Origin of the sequence: Cohaesibacter sp. ES.047, assembly GCF_900215505.1 — a bacterium.
Taxonomy (GTDB): Bacteria; Pseudomonadota; Alphaproteobacteria; order Rhizobiales; family Cohaesibacteraceae; genus Cohaesibacter.
Window position 1 is genome coordinate 3,445,008 of sequence record NZ_LT907844.1, and the last position, 15,348, is coordinate 3,460,355.

Sequence of the window (15,348 nt, forward strand, 5' to 3'; positions counted from 1 at the left end):
AATGAAGGACCTACCCATTCTCGAACGCCGCCGCATCGAAGCGATGATCCTCAAACATGCCTTTGATGTGATTTCCGAACGATCCGGCTGCGAAGAAGCCGAAGCGGTGATTGGCGAAACCTGCTCGCGCTCTGCCATTGAGCAGGGCCAGAGCCTTGCCGCCGATCTAGACCACGCGCCGGACCTCAGTGACTTTGCTGCCATCCTTCCCAACTGGACCAAGGAAGATGCGCTGCAAATGGACGTCATCAAGACCGAGAAGGACGCGATGGAATTCAATGTCACCCGTTGTCGCTATGCTGAGATGTATCGCGAAATGGGTGTCGGTGACATTGGCCATCTCCTGTCCTGCAATCGCGATGGTGATTTCTGCATCGGCTATAACCCGGAGATCGAACTCACCCGCACGCAGACCATCATGAAGGGCGCGTCCCATTGTGATTTCCGCTACAAGATGAAGAAAGACTGAGCCATGGCCGTCGAAAACTGGGTATCACGAGAAATCGAGGCACTGACCGCATTCCGCCACGATCTGCACGAAAATCCCGAACTGCTCTATGAGTGCAACCGCACCGCAGAAAAGGTCGCGGCAGCCTTGCGCGATGCGGGCGTGGATGAGGTGGCCGAAGGCTTGGGCAAGACGGGTGTTGTGGGTTTGATCCGAGGCAAGACCAACACGTCTGGCAAGACCATCGGCCTCAGAGCCGATATGGATGCCCTGCCAATTCTCGAGGCGACTAGTGCTCCCTATGCCTCCAAGGTGCCCGGCAAGATGCATGCCTGCGGTCATGACGGCCATACGACGATGCTACTCGGTGCTGCAAAGCATCTCGCCGAGACGCGGGCTTTTGATGGCACCGTCATTGTCATCTTCCAGCCAGCCGAAGAGGGCGGTGCCGGAGCCGATGCGATGATCAAGGACGGTATGTTCGACCGTTGGCCCTGCGATGAAGTCTACGGCATGCACAACATGCCCAACATGCCGGTCGGCCATTTCACACTCGCCCCGGGCCCCAGTATGGGAGCGGTGGATATGCTCAACATCCGCATCAAGGGCAGGGGGGGACATGCCGCCCAACCGCACAACACCGTTGATCCGTTCCCGGCATTGGCCGGCATCATTCAGGCCATTCATGGTCTGAGCGCCCGCGGCGTTGATCCGTTCGAGTCGCACGTTGTGTCCCTATGCGCGGTCGAAGGTGGCTTCACACACAATGTGATCCCTGATGAAATCAGTCTCATAGGCACGGTTCGCACCCTTGATGAAGGCGTGCGCGATCATATCGAAAAGCGTCTCAGGACTGTCATCACGCAGATCGCTGCCGGTCACGGCTGCATTGGCGAGCTCGACTATGACCGCAGCTATCCGGTGCTGATCAATCACCCTGACGAGACCCGCTTTGCCGCCGAAGCGGCAGCCAAGGTCACCGGTACGGATAATGTCAGCGTCGACATGGTGCCGACCCTAGGCGGTGAAGACTTCGCCTTCATGCTCAACAAGGTGCCCGGCGCGATGATCCATGTTGGCAATGGCCCATCCGCCCAGTTGCACAACCCCGCCTATGACTTCAACGATGAGGTCATCGGCTGGGGTGCTTCCTTCTGGGGCCAGCTTGTCAGGGATCGGCTCTCCGGTTCTGCCTGAGACGGCGCACCAGTCCAATCAAAAGCGTAAGGCCGGGACACCTGTAGGGTGAACCCGGCCTTATCATCGTGAGCAATCGCCCTGATCGGGCTTTTGCCTTTCCGCGAGATCGGCGCTGGAGGAACGGGAGGCCGGACGCGAATTCCTAACGGGTCATGTGGCTGGGCGGCTCAGTTTTGCCAATTCAGCCGCTTCTTGCGCAGATGTGTTGTCATGGATGACCGAACGGCAGGCTTTCATGAGCGCGAGCGGATTGTCGGACTGGAAGATGGAGCGACCGAACAGGATGCCTGCCGCACCGGCTTCGACAATTTGCGAGACCAGTTGCAGCGTTCCGAAGTCGCTGTTGGTTTTCGGGCCGCCGGCCAGCATGATTGGCAGAGGCAATTCCGAGGTGATTTTCTTCAGGGCCTCTGTGCTGCCTGGCCAATCGGTCTTGATGATGTCCGCCCCCATTTCAAGCCCGATGCGGGCGTGGAAGCGAACGAATTCTCCATCATTGATATCCTCGGCCAATGCGTGCCGCGCACCCATGGTCTCGATGATGTGAACGATGCCGTGCTGTCGCGCAGCTTCGTTCACGTCGGCATTCATTCTGAAGGCTGCTGTCTCGACATTCGGATCATTGTGTCCCACGAACAGATAGGTGATCACCGCTTCTGCGCCCAGCGCCACAGCGTCTTCAACTCGGGCGACAGGCCGGGTGTAGCCGTCCTGATAGGCAAGGGGCGTGCCTTCGCGCCACATGGTTGTCTGATCAAGGCGCAGGATGAGCGACGGACCTCCATTTTCCACCAGCCGTGAACCAAAATGCAGCGCAGACCCCAAAGGCAGGATAACCGCATCCACACCAGCTTCTGCCATCTGGTCGAGCATCTGCTCGGGATTTTCCATTCCCTGACAGGTCCCCAGTTGCAGGGCATGGTCAAAGGCGATGCAAAATCCGCGTCGCGTTTTCGGTTTCACGATTCGAGATAGGCGAATCTGTTGGCCCAGTTTCTGAAGCATTGTTCTTGTCCTTGCTAAACGAGATCAAAATCAATCCGCGATTGAGTCAGTCTCTGCTTCGTTGCTTCATCCAGTTGGCGATCAATGAATAGCTTGTCGAATTCAGTCAGATCGGCGAAATGGGTGAGAGCGCGCGTTTGGAATTTACGAGAGGTCAGGAGCAGGGCCTTGCGCTCGGAAGCCGCCATGAGGGCAAGTTTTACGCGTACGATTTCCTGATCCTGATGATAAAGCCGGTTGTCGATCACCGATGAGGCGGACAGAAACGCCCAATCCGAGCGAAGTTGCCCCAACCCCTGTTCGCAGATGATGCCGGAGAAGCTCTGATGGGTTTCGCTATAGTTGCCGCCGGTGATGATCAATTTCACATTTGACGCTGAACGCAGCTGCTCACACACCGCCAGCGAATTGGAGATGACTGTCACATTGTCAATCTGCTTGATATACTGGCACATCATCAACGTGGTTGTGCTGTCATCCAGCATCACGACGCTGCCCGGCTCGATCAGCTCGGCCGCCTCGCGCGCCAAATTTCGTTTGGAGCTTTCGTCGGTCTGGCTGCGATAGTGAAAGTTGCTTTCGAACAACAGCGAACTTTCCGCCGTTGCGCCACCGCGTTCCTTGCGCAACAGACCTCTGCTTTCCAGAAGGTCGAGATCCCGGTGCACCGTCATGCGGCTGACATCCAAAGTCTTGGCCAGTTGGTCAAGCTGCACGGTCTTCTGGGCTTGAACCATGCTGAGTATCTGCTGGCGGCGGTCTTCCGCCTTCAGGCGTTGCTTGGCGTCTGTGTCTTCCTGGCGGGAAGGATCCGCAGGTTGGTCTGGCTCGCGTTTCGACATGTCTATTGTCCGCTCATGACTCGCTCGAAGAAGTTATCGTCTCCAACTTGGCCGCCTTTGAGAGAAATCTCAACGCCATCGACAGCGCTATCCATGGAATGAACACGACAAAGCGGCGCACCGGGCACGAGCGGGCCAGCCACTTCCATGTTTTTAACCCCCATCGCCGACACCGCATGACTGGAGCTGTCGCCCCCTGCGAGAATGGCGCGGGTCAAACCGGTCTGTGTGATGGCATGCTTGAGCACGCGTCCCATACTGCCGCCCATCACGGGGGAACTGTCCGCCGATGTCAGGCCCTTGCGCTCAAGCGCTGCACGGGTTGCCGCGATTTGCGGGTCGTCCGGGCCTTTTGCTGTGTGCAGGGCGACGCCCTTGTGTTCAGAGGTCAGCGCAACCAGCTGCTCGGCAATGCGTCGCTCTTCGGCTTCGCCCTGTTCAACCAGAGCGACCGTATCGACTGCCACCACTGCAAAGTCGTTGCTTTCTGCCCATTCGATCTGGCGCCGGGTTGTTGGTGAGCAACTGCCGCAGATCGCAATCATGCGATCAACAGCGGGGCGATGGGTCGGAGGAGGGACAATCGGCAGGATACCCTCCTTGGTTAAATAGTCGGCGAGCGCATATTCAACCCCGGAAGAGCCGACCACAAAGGTTGGTTCAATCAGACTGCGCTCATGCAACAACTGGCCGGTGCGTGTCGTCGTGGCCTCATCAAAGGTATCCAGAATGACAGCCGCGTTCTCTTCGCACAGCTTCGCGAAAGCAGCGGGGGCGTCATCGGACAGCATCTGCCGGAAGTCGAACGCCCCGATCGCGCGCGTTGTCTGTTGAGCCAGATGCAGGCGCAGATCAGCTTCGGTCATCGGTGTAGAGGGATGGCAGCTCATCGTGGGATGGCGGTCAATGCGGAAAGCCTCGCTGTCCCCTGCGACGCTCGCCGCCGCATAAAGGTTGGAAAAGACCACATACCGCTTAAGGCGCGTGACGCCGACCACGACCGGGACGGCCGTGCCGAAGATGTCCTGACCCAATTCGATCGCCCGACCGATGTTGCCGATCCGCGGAGCGGAGTCAAAAGTGGAGCATGTCTTGTAGTGACAGATCGGCGCGCCCAGGTCCTTGAGCGACGAAAAGGCTTGCGAGAGATGGTCGTCCATCCACTCCGGTGTCTGGCTGCGACTCGTCCCGGCCACACCCACAGCGCGAATGTGCGGATAGGCTTTCAAATCCTCCACCGTGGGGGGAGACAGAAACAGCATCGCCGGGATGCCTGCCATGGTTACGGACTCAAGGGCATCTGTCGAGCCGGTGAAGTCGTCACCATAGAAGGAAAGCAGAAGATCTTGCGAATTGCCTGTGTCTGTCATGGCTAGAATATGTCTCTGTGCATCTCTTTATGGCGGGGCAGTGCGCCCTTCTACAACAACTAATACCACGTAATGACCAAAAAACAACACAGAAACAAATAATAATAACAAACATTGTGTTACATTTGGCGTGGCGGAAGGGGACGACAGAGCCCTTCGAGTGAAGCCGCTTTATTCGTTGTCTCTTCTGGGTCAGAACGCTATTGCCTGTTCAATTTCCTTCACTGCATAGCCAGCGTGTCGATCCTTTTAAGAGAGATCTAGTTCGAAATAAAACAACTTATATAGAAAATGTAACAGAATAATTGTTTCAAGTTCAAAGGGCGTCACTATGCACCCGGGCCATCCCTTTTGATGCCTGACCATTCGGGAGAAGGCGCGATGGGATAATGAACCGGCGGGATCTGTGTCGCTGTCGCATCAACGCGCGATAGGACGGATGGACGTTGTTCTCAATGCTAGGGCGCAGAACCGACCCACGCTAGAGCAGCGCTTTTGGCGCGACGTTTAGCGTCTTATACTATTGCATTTTATGGAAGAAATGGCTGGGGATCCTGGACTCGAACCAGGACCGACGGAGTCAGAGTCCGCTGTTCTACCATTAAACTAATCCCCAGCAAAAACAAAGACTTAAATCCTTGTTTCACAAAACGCGGTAGAACGTTTTACAAATTAAGTGTGCGGGCGTTCTATCTCTGTCCGGATGGGGCGTCAATAGGGGTTGTTTGAAAATCGTGTGGCGGTTGCAGTTTTTCGCTTTTTTCCCACAGCGCAATGACTTCCTTGGCTGTTTTCCTCTGGTCGTGCGAACTCGTATACCTCTCTGCCACGGCCCCTTTTTACTCGTAGGTGTGATCCGGTGAGCCTTTCGGGCTATTCGTTTCGTGCTCAAAGATACGTTTTTCGATGCGCAGCTGCCTGATATGGAAGGGGTAATAAGTCGTCACTGATGTTGCGCACCACTTGATAGGTCCGCTTTGATTTTGTCCCAGACCGTCAAAAAAGCTTCCGTTGTGAGGCCTTGGCAGTTCTAAAGATTGCAACGTTTCTTTTGCTTTGCATGTCTGCAAAAAGCCAGATTCGGCGACATAATTTCGGCATTTTGTTTGACTTTCGCGCTTGGGTGGCCCTTTTATTTGCGTGCACGTAATGCGACACTGGCTGATGTCGACAACGTCTCCTTAGGAGGAGCGCTGATGGACCCAAATGGAAAAAATGGCCGATATACCTTCAAGGACAATAAGGCGATGATAAAACGTTTTTTCCGCAAGTTTATGAAAAAAGCGATTGGTAAGTCTGCCAACGTGTTGGTTCTTGGGGGATCAAACTCATTCATCCGTGACGGATACGTGCATCACTTCAGGCAAAAGCTGCTAGAACAATTTGAAGCCGTAACAATCGTAAACAGGGCCGCTGGTGCCACAACGTCGCTAACATCAATTGGATCGATAGACAATATAGATGTTGATCCAGACATAATCCTGTATGAATACTCGCTAAATGATGGCGGGCATCTTAATCATTGAAGTTATCCTTATGACAAGAAGAGAGAATTTCTCAGAATAACTTTGGGTTTCTTAAATGAAAAATTTCCAAATGCGCTGATTTTGCCGCTCATAATAACGTCTCAGCCGTTTTATAATCTTTCGGTCCCTAATTATGTTTACGACGCGGAGTTGGACTTTTTTCGCCAGTATGGCATCTACTATCACGATATAAGGCGTGAGCTTTATAGTATGTTTGGAGAAACGCCACCAGGCTTTCTCTATTCAGATGCCGCTCATTTTCACCGAGGTTTCGTTTGTGCCCTTATCGGGAGGACGCTTGCTGAAAAAGCCTTCTTTCTACTGGCGCTCAAGAGGAACGGAATAGAGCAGGTACCATCAAAAAAACTCACGAATTTCGCGTCATATATTGATGCCAAGGGGTTGGTCGCTGCGGGACGGGGGTGTCAAGTGGAGACCATTTCAGTCAGACGTTTTTCCGTGGACTATCTTGAGATCGACCATTCGAATTCTCTTGAAGTCGAGCTGGACGGGTTTCCTATATGTATATATTTGGCGTCGGATTTATTAAGTTCCAATCTGCGCTTGAGCATCAATGGCAATGAATACGCGATTGCAACCAAGCATCGGGACTGTCAAGAAGGCAAGTTCATGTTCACATCGGTGCCAATAGTTTTGAATGAATCTATTATGCAGGTGCCGTTGCGCAAGAAGTGCTTACTGAAATTTAGTTTGGAGCAATCATCACGATGCTGGGAATTCGATTGTTTTCAATCAAACGTGCCCTCTTCTGGTCAAGAAAGAGTGCGTATCGCAGGTATTGCGACAGTGCCGTCTTCGTTTAGAACCCGTATTTGATTTCAGAGTTTCGTTATAACAGAACAAGTATTTCTGTTCGGGGTTGGGTGATGAACTCGGCGCAATAGATGGGTCGAAACTCAGCGGCACGACCTGTTTCCGTAATGGATTTTACAAGTCACTGCGCCTCTTTCCGTTGCATCTCAACGATCGGTCATGTGGAAGCGAGGCGCGTGCAAATTGCTTTGTTTGACACAGCAGGTCGGGTGCTGTGTCTGGCCGCCAATCGCGACTTGCCCTTTTGCGTCATGCTGATAGAGTGGTGAATGACAAACTGATTGAATCACATGCTGCGCGCCATGCCTTGTCCTCATGTTTGCAGCGCAGCGGGAGACAGCAATTGGCACAGGATGCTGAAGGCAGCCCTCGCGGGAGCCATTCAGCTGCTGGCCTTGCGCGCGGCCCGGACCGACAATCTGCAAACCATGGACATGGTCATAAGCAGAGTGGAGGGGCAAAAGCGGCACCTGTCAAACAGGGCACCGGGGACACAGGCAGAGCCAACGGCCTTGCCATGTCCGATACCTCTCGACAGGGGGACTCCGTCGTTAAAAGCGCGGAGGACCAGAAGAGCCAGCAGCCAGGGCGCAACAAAAAGCGCCGATCACGCTCGAAACGGCGGCGTGGTGGGAAGAACCAACCGCCAAATCTGCAGCAGAACGGCCAGTCGGACGTTTTGACGAAGAGTCACGTCGATGCAAAGCACAAGCCGGCATCTCAGGTCTCTGATGAGATTGTCAGCAGCGACGCGCCAGCCGCTTCAACCCATGAACCCGACGTCGCCTCACCATCAAAAAAGCCCCATCGCACCAACCACTCCGGCCAATCAGGAAGTGAGGATCAACGCGATCTTGCCTCTACCGACGGGCGGGCTGCATCGAGCCACGGGCGCGACAACAGCGACCATCAGTCCGCATCCAAGGGTCAGCATAACAGATCTGGAAAGCACAACCATCAAAGGCAGGATGGCCGGACCCAGAATGGCGCACCTGTCAATGGTCAGCGGTCCGGTCCGTCTTCACCAACGCGCTCACCGACGCATGTGCCCCGTGAGCAAAGACAGTCCTACGCAGCGCTTGATCTTGGAACCAACAACTGTAGGCTCCTTGTCGCCGAACCCCATGGTCAGAGTTTTCGCGTGGTCGATGCCTTCTCGCGCATTGTCAGGCTCGGAGAGGGGCTGTCCCAGACCGGTTTCCTCAGCGAAGATGCTCAGGATCGCGCGATCGGCGCTCTTAAGGTTTGCCAATCCAAACTGTCCTATCGGGCTGTCAAACGTTTCCGTCTGATCGCGACCGAAGCATGCCGCCGCGCCCAGAATGGCAGTGCCTTTTTGCAGCGCGTCTATCGCGAAACCGGGCTCAAGCTGGAGATTGTCAATCGCGAGACAGAAGCGCGTCTGGCTGTCGCGGGTTGCGCGTCTCTGGTCCATCCTGAGGCCGACGGAGTCGTGCTGTTCGATATTGGCGGCGGTTCGTCAGAGATCGTGTGGCTTGATCTTGATCCCCTTAACGATGAAGCCCAGCCCCTTCCGGGCGAAAAACGCAATCGTCAGACACGCCGCGCCATGCGCCACCTGTCTGAACGGATCCGCTGCTGGGCTTCCTTGCAGGTTGGTGTTGTCACCCTGTCTGAGAAACATGGCGGCCAGCTTGTCACGCGGGATAATTTCGAGGCCATGGTGGCTGAAGTGCGCGAAATGCTCGAGCATTTCGAAGAGCGGGAAGCTCTGGCTGAAGCCATCAAGACCAAGCATATTCATATGCTGGGGACGTCTGGAACTGTCACGACACTTGCAGGCGTGCATCTGGGCCTTGAACGCTATGATCGGCGGCAGGTGGATGGCACATGGCTGACGGCCGAGGAATTGCGGGCCATGATCAATCGCGTTCTGTCGATGGATTTCCAAGAGCGCATCAACAATCCCTGCATCGGTCAGGATCGTGCAGATCTCGTGCTGGCTGGTTGCGCCATCCTTGAGGCGTTCCATCGCGAATGGCCCTGTGGCCAGTTGCGCGTTGCCGATCGCGGCCTGCGTGAAGGGATTTTGATGGAAATGATGATTGACGATGGCGTCTGGACGCAGCAGCCGGGCAAGAAGGGCAACGGCAAGAAGCGCCGCAACCGCCGAAGAGGCGGACGAGGCAGCCGCGGCGGCCAATCAAGACAGCCCGCATCGCCCGAAGCAGAATGAACCGAACCGGATTGTCAGCCAATCCCCGAACAGGATCGTGATCGCTGTCGAAAAGGACAGCCGGAGAAGAACAAATGGCAAAAAAGTCAGGTGGCGGTGAGGGGCAGGATAGCCGGGGACTTCGCGTTCAGAAGGTGAGGGTGAAATCTGCCCGTGGGCGCAAAAGCTCCTCGACGCGTTGGTTGCAGCGTCAGCTCAATGACCCCTATGTGCAGCGGGCCAAGAAAGAGGGCTTCCGCTCCCGTTCGACGTTCAAGCTCATTGAAATGGATGACCGGTTCCAATTTTTGAAGCCGGGCATGCGTGTGGTCGATCTGGGCTGTGCGCCGGGCGGCTGGTGCGACATCGCGGCCCGCCGCGTGCAGTCCAACAGCGACAATCCCCTCGTGGTCGGGATCGATTATCTTGGTATGGATCCGCTGCCCGGTGTGACTGTGCTGCTCAAAGATTTCCTGGATGACGATGCGCCGCAACTGTTGATGGACGCCCTTGGTGGCCACAGGCCCGATGTGGTGCTCTCGGACATGGCAGCACCCACCACGGGCCATAAACAGACCGATCACCTGCGCACGGTGCATCTGTTCGAGGTGGCAGCCCTGTTTGCCAAGGAAAACCTGCGGCCGGGCGGATGCTTCCTTTCCAAGGTCTTCAAGGGCGGTACAGAGCATGAAATGCTGGCCGAACTGAAGCGTGACTATCAGTCCATCCATCACATCAAACCGCCGGCAAGCCGCAAGGAAAGCCCGGAGATGTATGTCTTCGCCAAGGGCTTCCGGGGACGGTCTGAAGGGGATGCAATGAGCGCAGAGAAATAATCTCAGCCCGAGACGTGTTGACAGCTCAAGAGTGCTCTAGGCAGGTGATCCAACGGACGATCCGGCTCGAACAAGGTGAGATTCAGTCTTTTTGGTTACTTCTGTTTTTCGCCAAAAAGCTCAAGGAATGTTGCGTTATTTTCATGTATGGCGTGCGAACTCGTTGATGCGAGGATGCACATCCACTGTTATGCAAGAGACACTGGGTTGGCTGGTTCAGGTGCATGAAGCCACCCCGGCGCAAGCAAGACTCGACGACAAGGACATCGATATGACTGCAAACTGGCCAGACAATCACCCCAAAATCGCCTATGGCAAGATTGGCGTTCTGCTGGTCAATTTGGGAACACCAGACGGTACGGATTACAAATCCATGCGCCGCTACCTCAAGGAGTTCCTGTCCGATCAGCGCGTCATCGAAGTGCCCAAGTGGAAATGGTGGCCGATCCTCAATGGCATCATCCTGCAGACCCGCCCGCAGAAATCCGGCAAGATCTACGACCAAGTCTGGAATCACGAGAAGAACGAAGGGCCGTTGCTGACGATCACACGCAGCCAAAGCGAAAAGCTTGCGGAGCGACTGGCACAAAAGTCATTCGGGCGTGAGGTCGTGGTTGATTTTGCGATGCGCTACGGCAATCCGTCCATCAAGTCCCGCGTCGAGGCCTTGCAGGACAAGGGCTGCGAGCGCCTTCTGGTTTTGCCGCTCTATCCGCAATATGCCGCCGCCACCACGGCCACGGTCAACGACAAGGTCTTTGACGTTCTCAAAGAGATGCGCTGGCAACCGGCCCTGCGCACGCTGCCGCCTTACTACGATGACCCGGCCTATATCGAGGCCATGGCGATTTCCATGAAGAAAGCCGTGGAGAGCCTTGATTTCGAACCAGAAATCATTCTTGCCTCCTACCACGGCATCCCCAAACGCTATTTCGAGAATGGCGACCCCTATCACTGTCACTGCATGAAGACATCACGCCTCATCCGCGAAAAACTTGGCTGGCAGAATGACTATCTGAAAACCACGTTCCAGTCCCTGTTCGGGCGGGAAGAGTGGATCAAGCCCTATACCGACGCAACAGTCACCGAGCTGGCCGAAAGCGGTGTCAAACGCATGGCGATCGTCAATCCCGGCTTTTCGGCAGACTGTCTTGAGACGCTTGAGGAAATTGACGGCGAAAACCGCGAGATCTTTATGGAGCATGGCGGCGAGCAATTCGCCCACATCCGCTGTCTCAACGACAGCGACGAAGGCATGGACATGCTCGAAACTCTGACCCTTAATGAGCTGAACGGCTGGGTCTGATGCCAAACGGGAAGGGCTTAATCAGCCCTTCTTGACATCCTCTACCACCTTGTCGATGGCATCGATATGGCCCTGTTTTTCACGGTCCGGGATGAAACTGGCCGCGAAACTGTTTTTGGCCAGCGTGATAAGGTCATGCTCGTCAAGGTCGAGCGCCTTGTGGATGGCGCGATAATTGTCGTTGAGATAGCCGCCAAAATAGCTCGGATCATCCGAATTCACCGTCACCAAAAGCCCCGCATCCATGGCCTTTTTCACCGGGCTGTCGCCAATGGTCGGGATGCCCTTGAGCCTTAGGTTGGAAAGTGGGCACATGGTCAGCGGCGTGCGCTGCTTTGCGAGCCGCTGGACAAGCGCCGGATCTGTGAGGGCGCTGTTGCCATGGTCCACGCGCTCCACCTTGAGCACGTCAAGCGCCGTGCGGACATTCTCCGCCGGGCCTTCCTCGCCCGCATGGGCGACGGGGATAAAGCCTTCCTTGCGAGAGGCTTCAAAAACCCGTTCGAACAGGGGCGGCGGGAAGCCTTTTTCAGAGCTGTCGAGGCCCACTGCGTGGATATGGTCCTTGTGCTTGCAGGCGCACTCCAGGGCATCAAAAGCCTGCTCCTCGGGCAGGTGACGCAGGAAGCACATGATCAGTTTCGACGTGATGCCCAGCTCATTCTTGGCCTTCTCCAGTGCTGAGACAATCCCGCCAAGCACGGTCTCAAACGCAACACCGCGATCCGTGTGGGCCTGCGGGTCAAAGAACATCTCCACATGAGTGAGACTGTCCGCATGGACCTTGAGGAGGTAAGCCCATGTCAGGTCATGGAAATCCTGCTCAGTCTGCAACACGCTCATGCCCATATAGTAGAGATCAAGGAAGTCCTGCAGGCAGTCGAACTCATAGGCTTTGGCGACGTCCTCGACCGTCTCATAGGGCAGTTTTACATTGTTGCGCTTGGCAAGGGCCAGCATCAATTCCGGCTCGAGAGTGCCCTCGATATGCAAATGCAGTTCGGCTTTGGGCAGGCGGTCAATCAGGGCATTAGCAAGATCAGTCATGAAGCACTCCGAGGGCAAATGCGAATAAATCAATATCCGCGATTTTACAGAAGTTGCCCGAATGCGAAAGAGTAAAGCTTATTGGGTTCGACTTATTCTCCCAATCCCCATGCGGCTTAAGCACCCGAATAATCAGCCCAATGTCAATCAACGGAACATTGGAGCCATGGAAAACACGAATTATCTGTCTTTGCCCTATATCACGGGGTCGCAAGACCAGAAGCACATCACGCACAACGAAGCCTTGCGCATTCTCGATGCGGTCGTTCAGTTGTCGGTGATTGATCGCAACCTGACCACACCGCCAGCCGATCCCTCTGAAGGGGTGCGCTATATTGTAGCCAGCGGCGCAAACGGCGCTTGGGCGGGCTGGGAGAAAAGCATTGCCGCCTTCCTTGACGGCGGATGGACACGGCTTGTTCCAAATGTCGGCTGGTTCGCGTGGGTTGAAGATGAAAGCGCGATTTGCGTTTTCAACGGTACGGACTGGGTGTTGTTTTCCGACTTTGTGACGGGTGGCGGCGTGTCGTTATGGGGTGTCAATACGGCAGCGGATGAAACAAATCGCCTTGCCATCAAATCCGACGCGGTGCTGATCAGTCATGATGACGTCACACCGGGAACGGGGAACATTCAGGTCAAGCTCAACAAAAGCGCCACCGCCAATACGGGATCCTTTCTGTTTCAGACGGACTGGTCCGGCAGGGCGGAAATGGGGCTTGCGGGGGAAGACAATTTCTCCTTCAAGGTCAGCCCGGATGGCGCAAGTTGGCAGAACGGCCTCCGAATTGCGGCGGCGTCCGGCGTGGTGTCCTTCCCCTCTGGTGTTGACAATCTCAAGCCCAAAAACTGGATCATCAATGGCGGTTTCACGGTCAACCAGCGCGGCGGCACGCGAACCCCAGGCGTCGGTGTCTATGGCTTTGATCGCTGGAAAGGGCATGCTGGTGGATTGGAGCAGGTGATTGCGGGCTTGCCTGCCGGTGACTACACCCTGACCTTCGAAAGCGCCAGCAATGGAGCGGGAACCATTGGCGGCACCACGGCACCCAGTCCGATCTATGTGACCGGTCTGGCGGGAGGGGCAACCTCAGTTGTCGTGCCAGCGGACGCAACGCGCGTTTCTGTCTGTTCAGGGGACTGCCGCTCAATGGTTGATCCCTTTGAAGACAGAAACGACCTTGAAGAGTTGGCCATGTGTCAGCGCTATTTCGAGTTCATGACCGTGGCGCTCATTCAATCCCCGAATTCAGCAGCAGGGCTTTTCGGCAGCTACATAACCTTTGGCTCGGTCAAGCGGATCAGCCCGACTGTGTCCTTTGTCAATGTGCTGGAAAGCAACAATGTCGGGGCCGTTGTCGCGTCTCCAATCTCGCCAGTCGGCTTTCGTCTTTATACGTCGGCGCTGGTGGTGGGGGACGCCTACTATACGGCGGTGGTTCAGATCGATGCGGAGATTTAACAATGCAAATTGAAACGGCAACCTTCACCAAGGACGGAACCATTCAGGCCACCATCGACGGGCAGGCGGTCTCGATCCCAGACGATATGGCCAACCGGCATCGCAAGGGGATTGCGGCATGGGAGGCGGACGGCCATAGCATCGCGCCCTATGACGAAGGAGACGAAAAGCTGGTGGCACTGACGCCGCGCCAGTTGCGCCTTGCCTTGTCTCGGGCTGGCTATCTTGATCTCGTCGAGCCAGCCCTTGAGGCCATCGAAGATCCAACCGAGCGGCAGGAGGCCTTGATCGAATGGCAATACGCAAGCCTCTATCAGCCAGACAATCCACTTGTTGAGAGCATCAGGCTCGCTCTGGGGCTCTCTGAGAGTGAAACCGAAACGCTGTGGCGATCGGCTCAAGACACTTAGGTCGCAGCAGGCATTTCGGGAGGCGCTAGACCGCGTTCTTGCTGAAACCCATGGTCAGGATGCCATGATCCACCATGACCTCCCAAGCTTCCTCTGGCGTGTCGACAATGATGAAATAGTCGACATCGCCCGGGGCAATCGTGCCATGTTCGATCAGCACGTCGAAATTCAGCACATTTTCCCAAAATTTCTTGCCAACCAGAATGATCGGCATGCCCTTGATCCGCGCGGTCTGTTTGAGAGTGAGAATATCAAACAGCTCATCCAGCGTGCCAAACCCGCCCGGAAAGGCAACAAGCGCGCTGGCCCGCATGGCGAAATGCATTTTTCTGAGAGCGAAATACTGAAACTCAAAGCTCAGTTCCGGCGTCACATATGGGTTGAGATGCTGCTCGTGGGGCAATTGAATGTTCAGCCCGATGTTGAGCGCTCCTGCGTCATGCGCACCCCGGTTGGCCGCTTCCATGATACCCGGTCCGCCACCCGTGCAGATTACATTCTTGTGATGGCCATTTTCCGGATGAAGCGCGCCGCCACGCTCGGACACGATGCGCCCCAGCTCGCGCGACTGCTGATAGAACAGATGATCCTCAGGTGTTCGTGCACTGCCAAAAACGACGACGGTCGACAGGATGCCATGATCCCGCATCCCCAGATCTGCCTTTGAGAATTCAAGCTCCAATCGGGCTCCGCGCAACTCCTCGCGTTTCAGGAAGTCGATATCCTCGAAAGCGAGCATGTCATTTTTCATTTTTGGGCGCGAGGTCGAGTGGTTTGTCATCTTTGAACGTCTCTTTTTGGTCCGGCTGAACCTGTGAATCCAACCAGCATGGTGTATCAGGAAAACGACAGGCAAGTATTGCTTGAGGGATTAGAATAGCCAAAA

The 15,348-nt window shown here is 55.4% G+C and carries 14 protein-coding genes and 1 tRNA gene; 9 read left to right on the forward strand and 6 right to left on the reverse strand.

Annotated elements, in window-relative coordinates; genetic code table 11:
• The first annotated feature begins 1 nt into the window (after window position 1).
• Window positions 2–469 (forward strand): L-2-amino-thiazoline-4-carboxylic acid hydrolase, encoded by a 468-nt coding sequence (locus CPH65_RS15680; protein WP_096174744.1) that lies wholly within the window; start codon window positions 2–4, stop codon window positions 467–469.
• A gap of 3 nt (window positions 470–472) precedes the next feature.
• Window positions 473–1,645, forward strand: a complete 1,173-nt coding sequence (locus tag CPH65_RS15685) for a M20 aminoacylase family protein (protein ID WP_096174745.1) — start codon at window positions 473–475, stop codon at window positions 1,643–1,645.
• Between the two features lie 153 nt (window positions 1,646–1,798).
• On the opposite strand, the gene CPH65_RS15690 is transcribed toward CPH65_RS15685, so the two are convergent.
• The 4 genes from CPH65_RS15690 to CPH65_RS15705 form a co-directional block, all read right to left on the reverse strand.
• Window positions 1,799–2,653, reverse strand: coding sequence for a class I fructose-bisphosphate aldolase (locus CPH65_RS15690; RefSeq protein WP_096174746.1), 855 nt, complete (start codon window positions 2,651–2,653; stop codon window positions 1,799–1,801).
• A gap of 14 nt (window positions 2,654–2,667) precedes the next feature.
• A complete protein-coding gene (locus CPH65_RS15695) occupies window positions 2,668–3,495 on the reverse strand; it encodes a DeoR/GlpR family DNA-binding transcription regulator (RefSeq protein ID WP_096174747.1) in 828 nt (275 codons plus the stop codon).
• Window positions 3,496–3,497: 2 nt separating this feature from the next.
• Window positions 3,498–4,865 (reverse strand): four-carbon acid sugar kinase family protein, encoded by a 1,368-nt coding sequence (locus CPH65_RS15700; RefSeq protein WP_096174748.1) that lies wholly within the window; start codon window positions 4,863–4,865, stop codon window positions 3,498–3,500.
• Between the two features lie 542 nt (window positions 4,866–5,407).
• A tRNA-Gln gene (locus CPH65_RS15705) sits at window positions 5,408–5,481 on the reverse strand.
• Window positions 5,482–6,061: 580 nt separating this feature from the next.
• On the opposite strand from CPH65_RS15705, the gene CPH65_RS15710 reads away from it, so the two are divergent.
• From CPH65_RS15710 to hemH, 5 genes are all read left to right on the forward strand, one after another.
• Window positions 6,062–6,391 carry a hypothetical protein gene (locus CPH65_RS15710; RefSeq protein WP_096174749.1) on the forward strand — a complete coding sequence of 110 codons (330 nt, stop codon included), beginning with the start codon at window positions 6,062–6,064 and terminating at the stop codon, window positions 6,389–6,391.
• Between the two features lie 42 nt (window positions 6,392–6,433).
• Window positions 6,434–7,228 (forward strand): hypothetical protein, encoded by a 795-nt coding sequence (locus CPH65_RS15715; protein WP_157747736.1) that lies wholly within the window; start codon window positions 6,434–6,436, stop codon window positions 7,226–7,228.
• Between the two features lie 340 nt (window positions 7,229–7,568).
• Window positions 7,569–9,422 carry a Ppx/GppA phosphatase family protein gene (locus CPH65_RS15720; protein WP_371359344.1) on the forward strand — a complete coding sequence of 618 codons (1,854 nt, stop codon included), beginning with the start codon at window positions 7,569–7,571 and terminating at the stop codon, window positions 9,420–9,422.
• A gap of 74 nt (window positions 9,423–9,496) precedes the next feature.
• Window positions 9,497–10,237, forward strand: coding sequence for an RlmE family RNA methyltransferase (locus CPH65_RS15725; protein WP_096174751.1), 741 nt, complete (start codon window positions 9,497–9,499; stop codon window positions 10,235–10,237).
• Window positions 10,238–10,508: 271 nt separating this feature from the next.
• Window positions 10,509–11,543 (forward strand): ferrochelatase, encoded by a 1,035-nt coding sequence (gene hemH / locus CPH65_RS15730; RefSeq protein ID WP_096176450.1) that lies wholly within the window; start codon window positions 10,509–10,511, stop codon window positions 11,541–11,543.
• Between the two features lie 21 nt (window positions 11,544–11,564).
• On the opposite strand, the gene CPH65_RS15735 is transcribed toward hemH, so the two are convergent.
• On the reverse strand, window positions 11,565–12,590 hold the full coding sequence (locus CPH65_RS15735) for an adenosine deaminase (RefSeq protein ID WP_096174752.1): 1,026 nt from the start codon (window positions 12,588–12,590) through the stop codon (window positions 11,565–11,567).
• Window positions 12,591–12,756: 166 nt separating this feature from the next.
• Here CPH65_RS15735 and CPH65_RS15740 point away from each other — a divergent pair, with 166 nt between their 5' ends.
• Complete coding sequence (locus CPH65_RS15740) at window positions 12,757–14,052, forward strand: DUF2793 domain-containing protein (RefSeq protein ID WP_157747737.1); 1,296 nt, start codon at window positions 12,757–12,759, stop codon at window positions 14,050–14,052.
• 2 nt (window positions 14,053–14,054) lie between these two features.
• Window positions 14,055–14,462: a hypothetical protein gene (locus CPH65_RS15745; protein ID WP_096174754.1), complete on the forward strand. Its 408-nt coding sequence runs from the start codon at window positions 14,055–14,057 to the stop codon at window positions 14,460–14,462.
• Window positions 14,463–14,487: 25 nt separating this feature from the next.
• Here the strand turns inward: CPH65_RS15745 and CPH65_RS15750 are convergent, their stop codons facing one another.
• The gene (locus CPH65_RS15750) at window positions 14,488–15,213 is read right to left on the reverse strand and encodes a TIGR00730 family Rossman fold protein (protein WP_244574426.1); all 726 of its coding nucleotides are present in this window, start codon (window positions 15,211–15,213) and stop codon (window positions 14,488–14,490) included.
• Window positions 15,214–15,348: the final 135 nt, after the last annotated feature.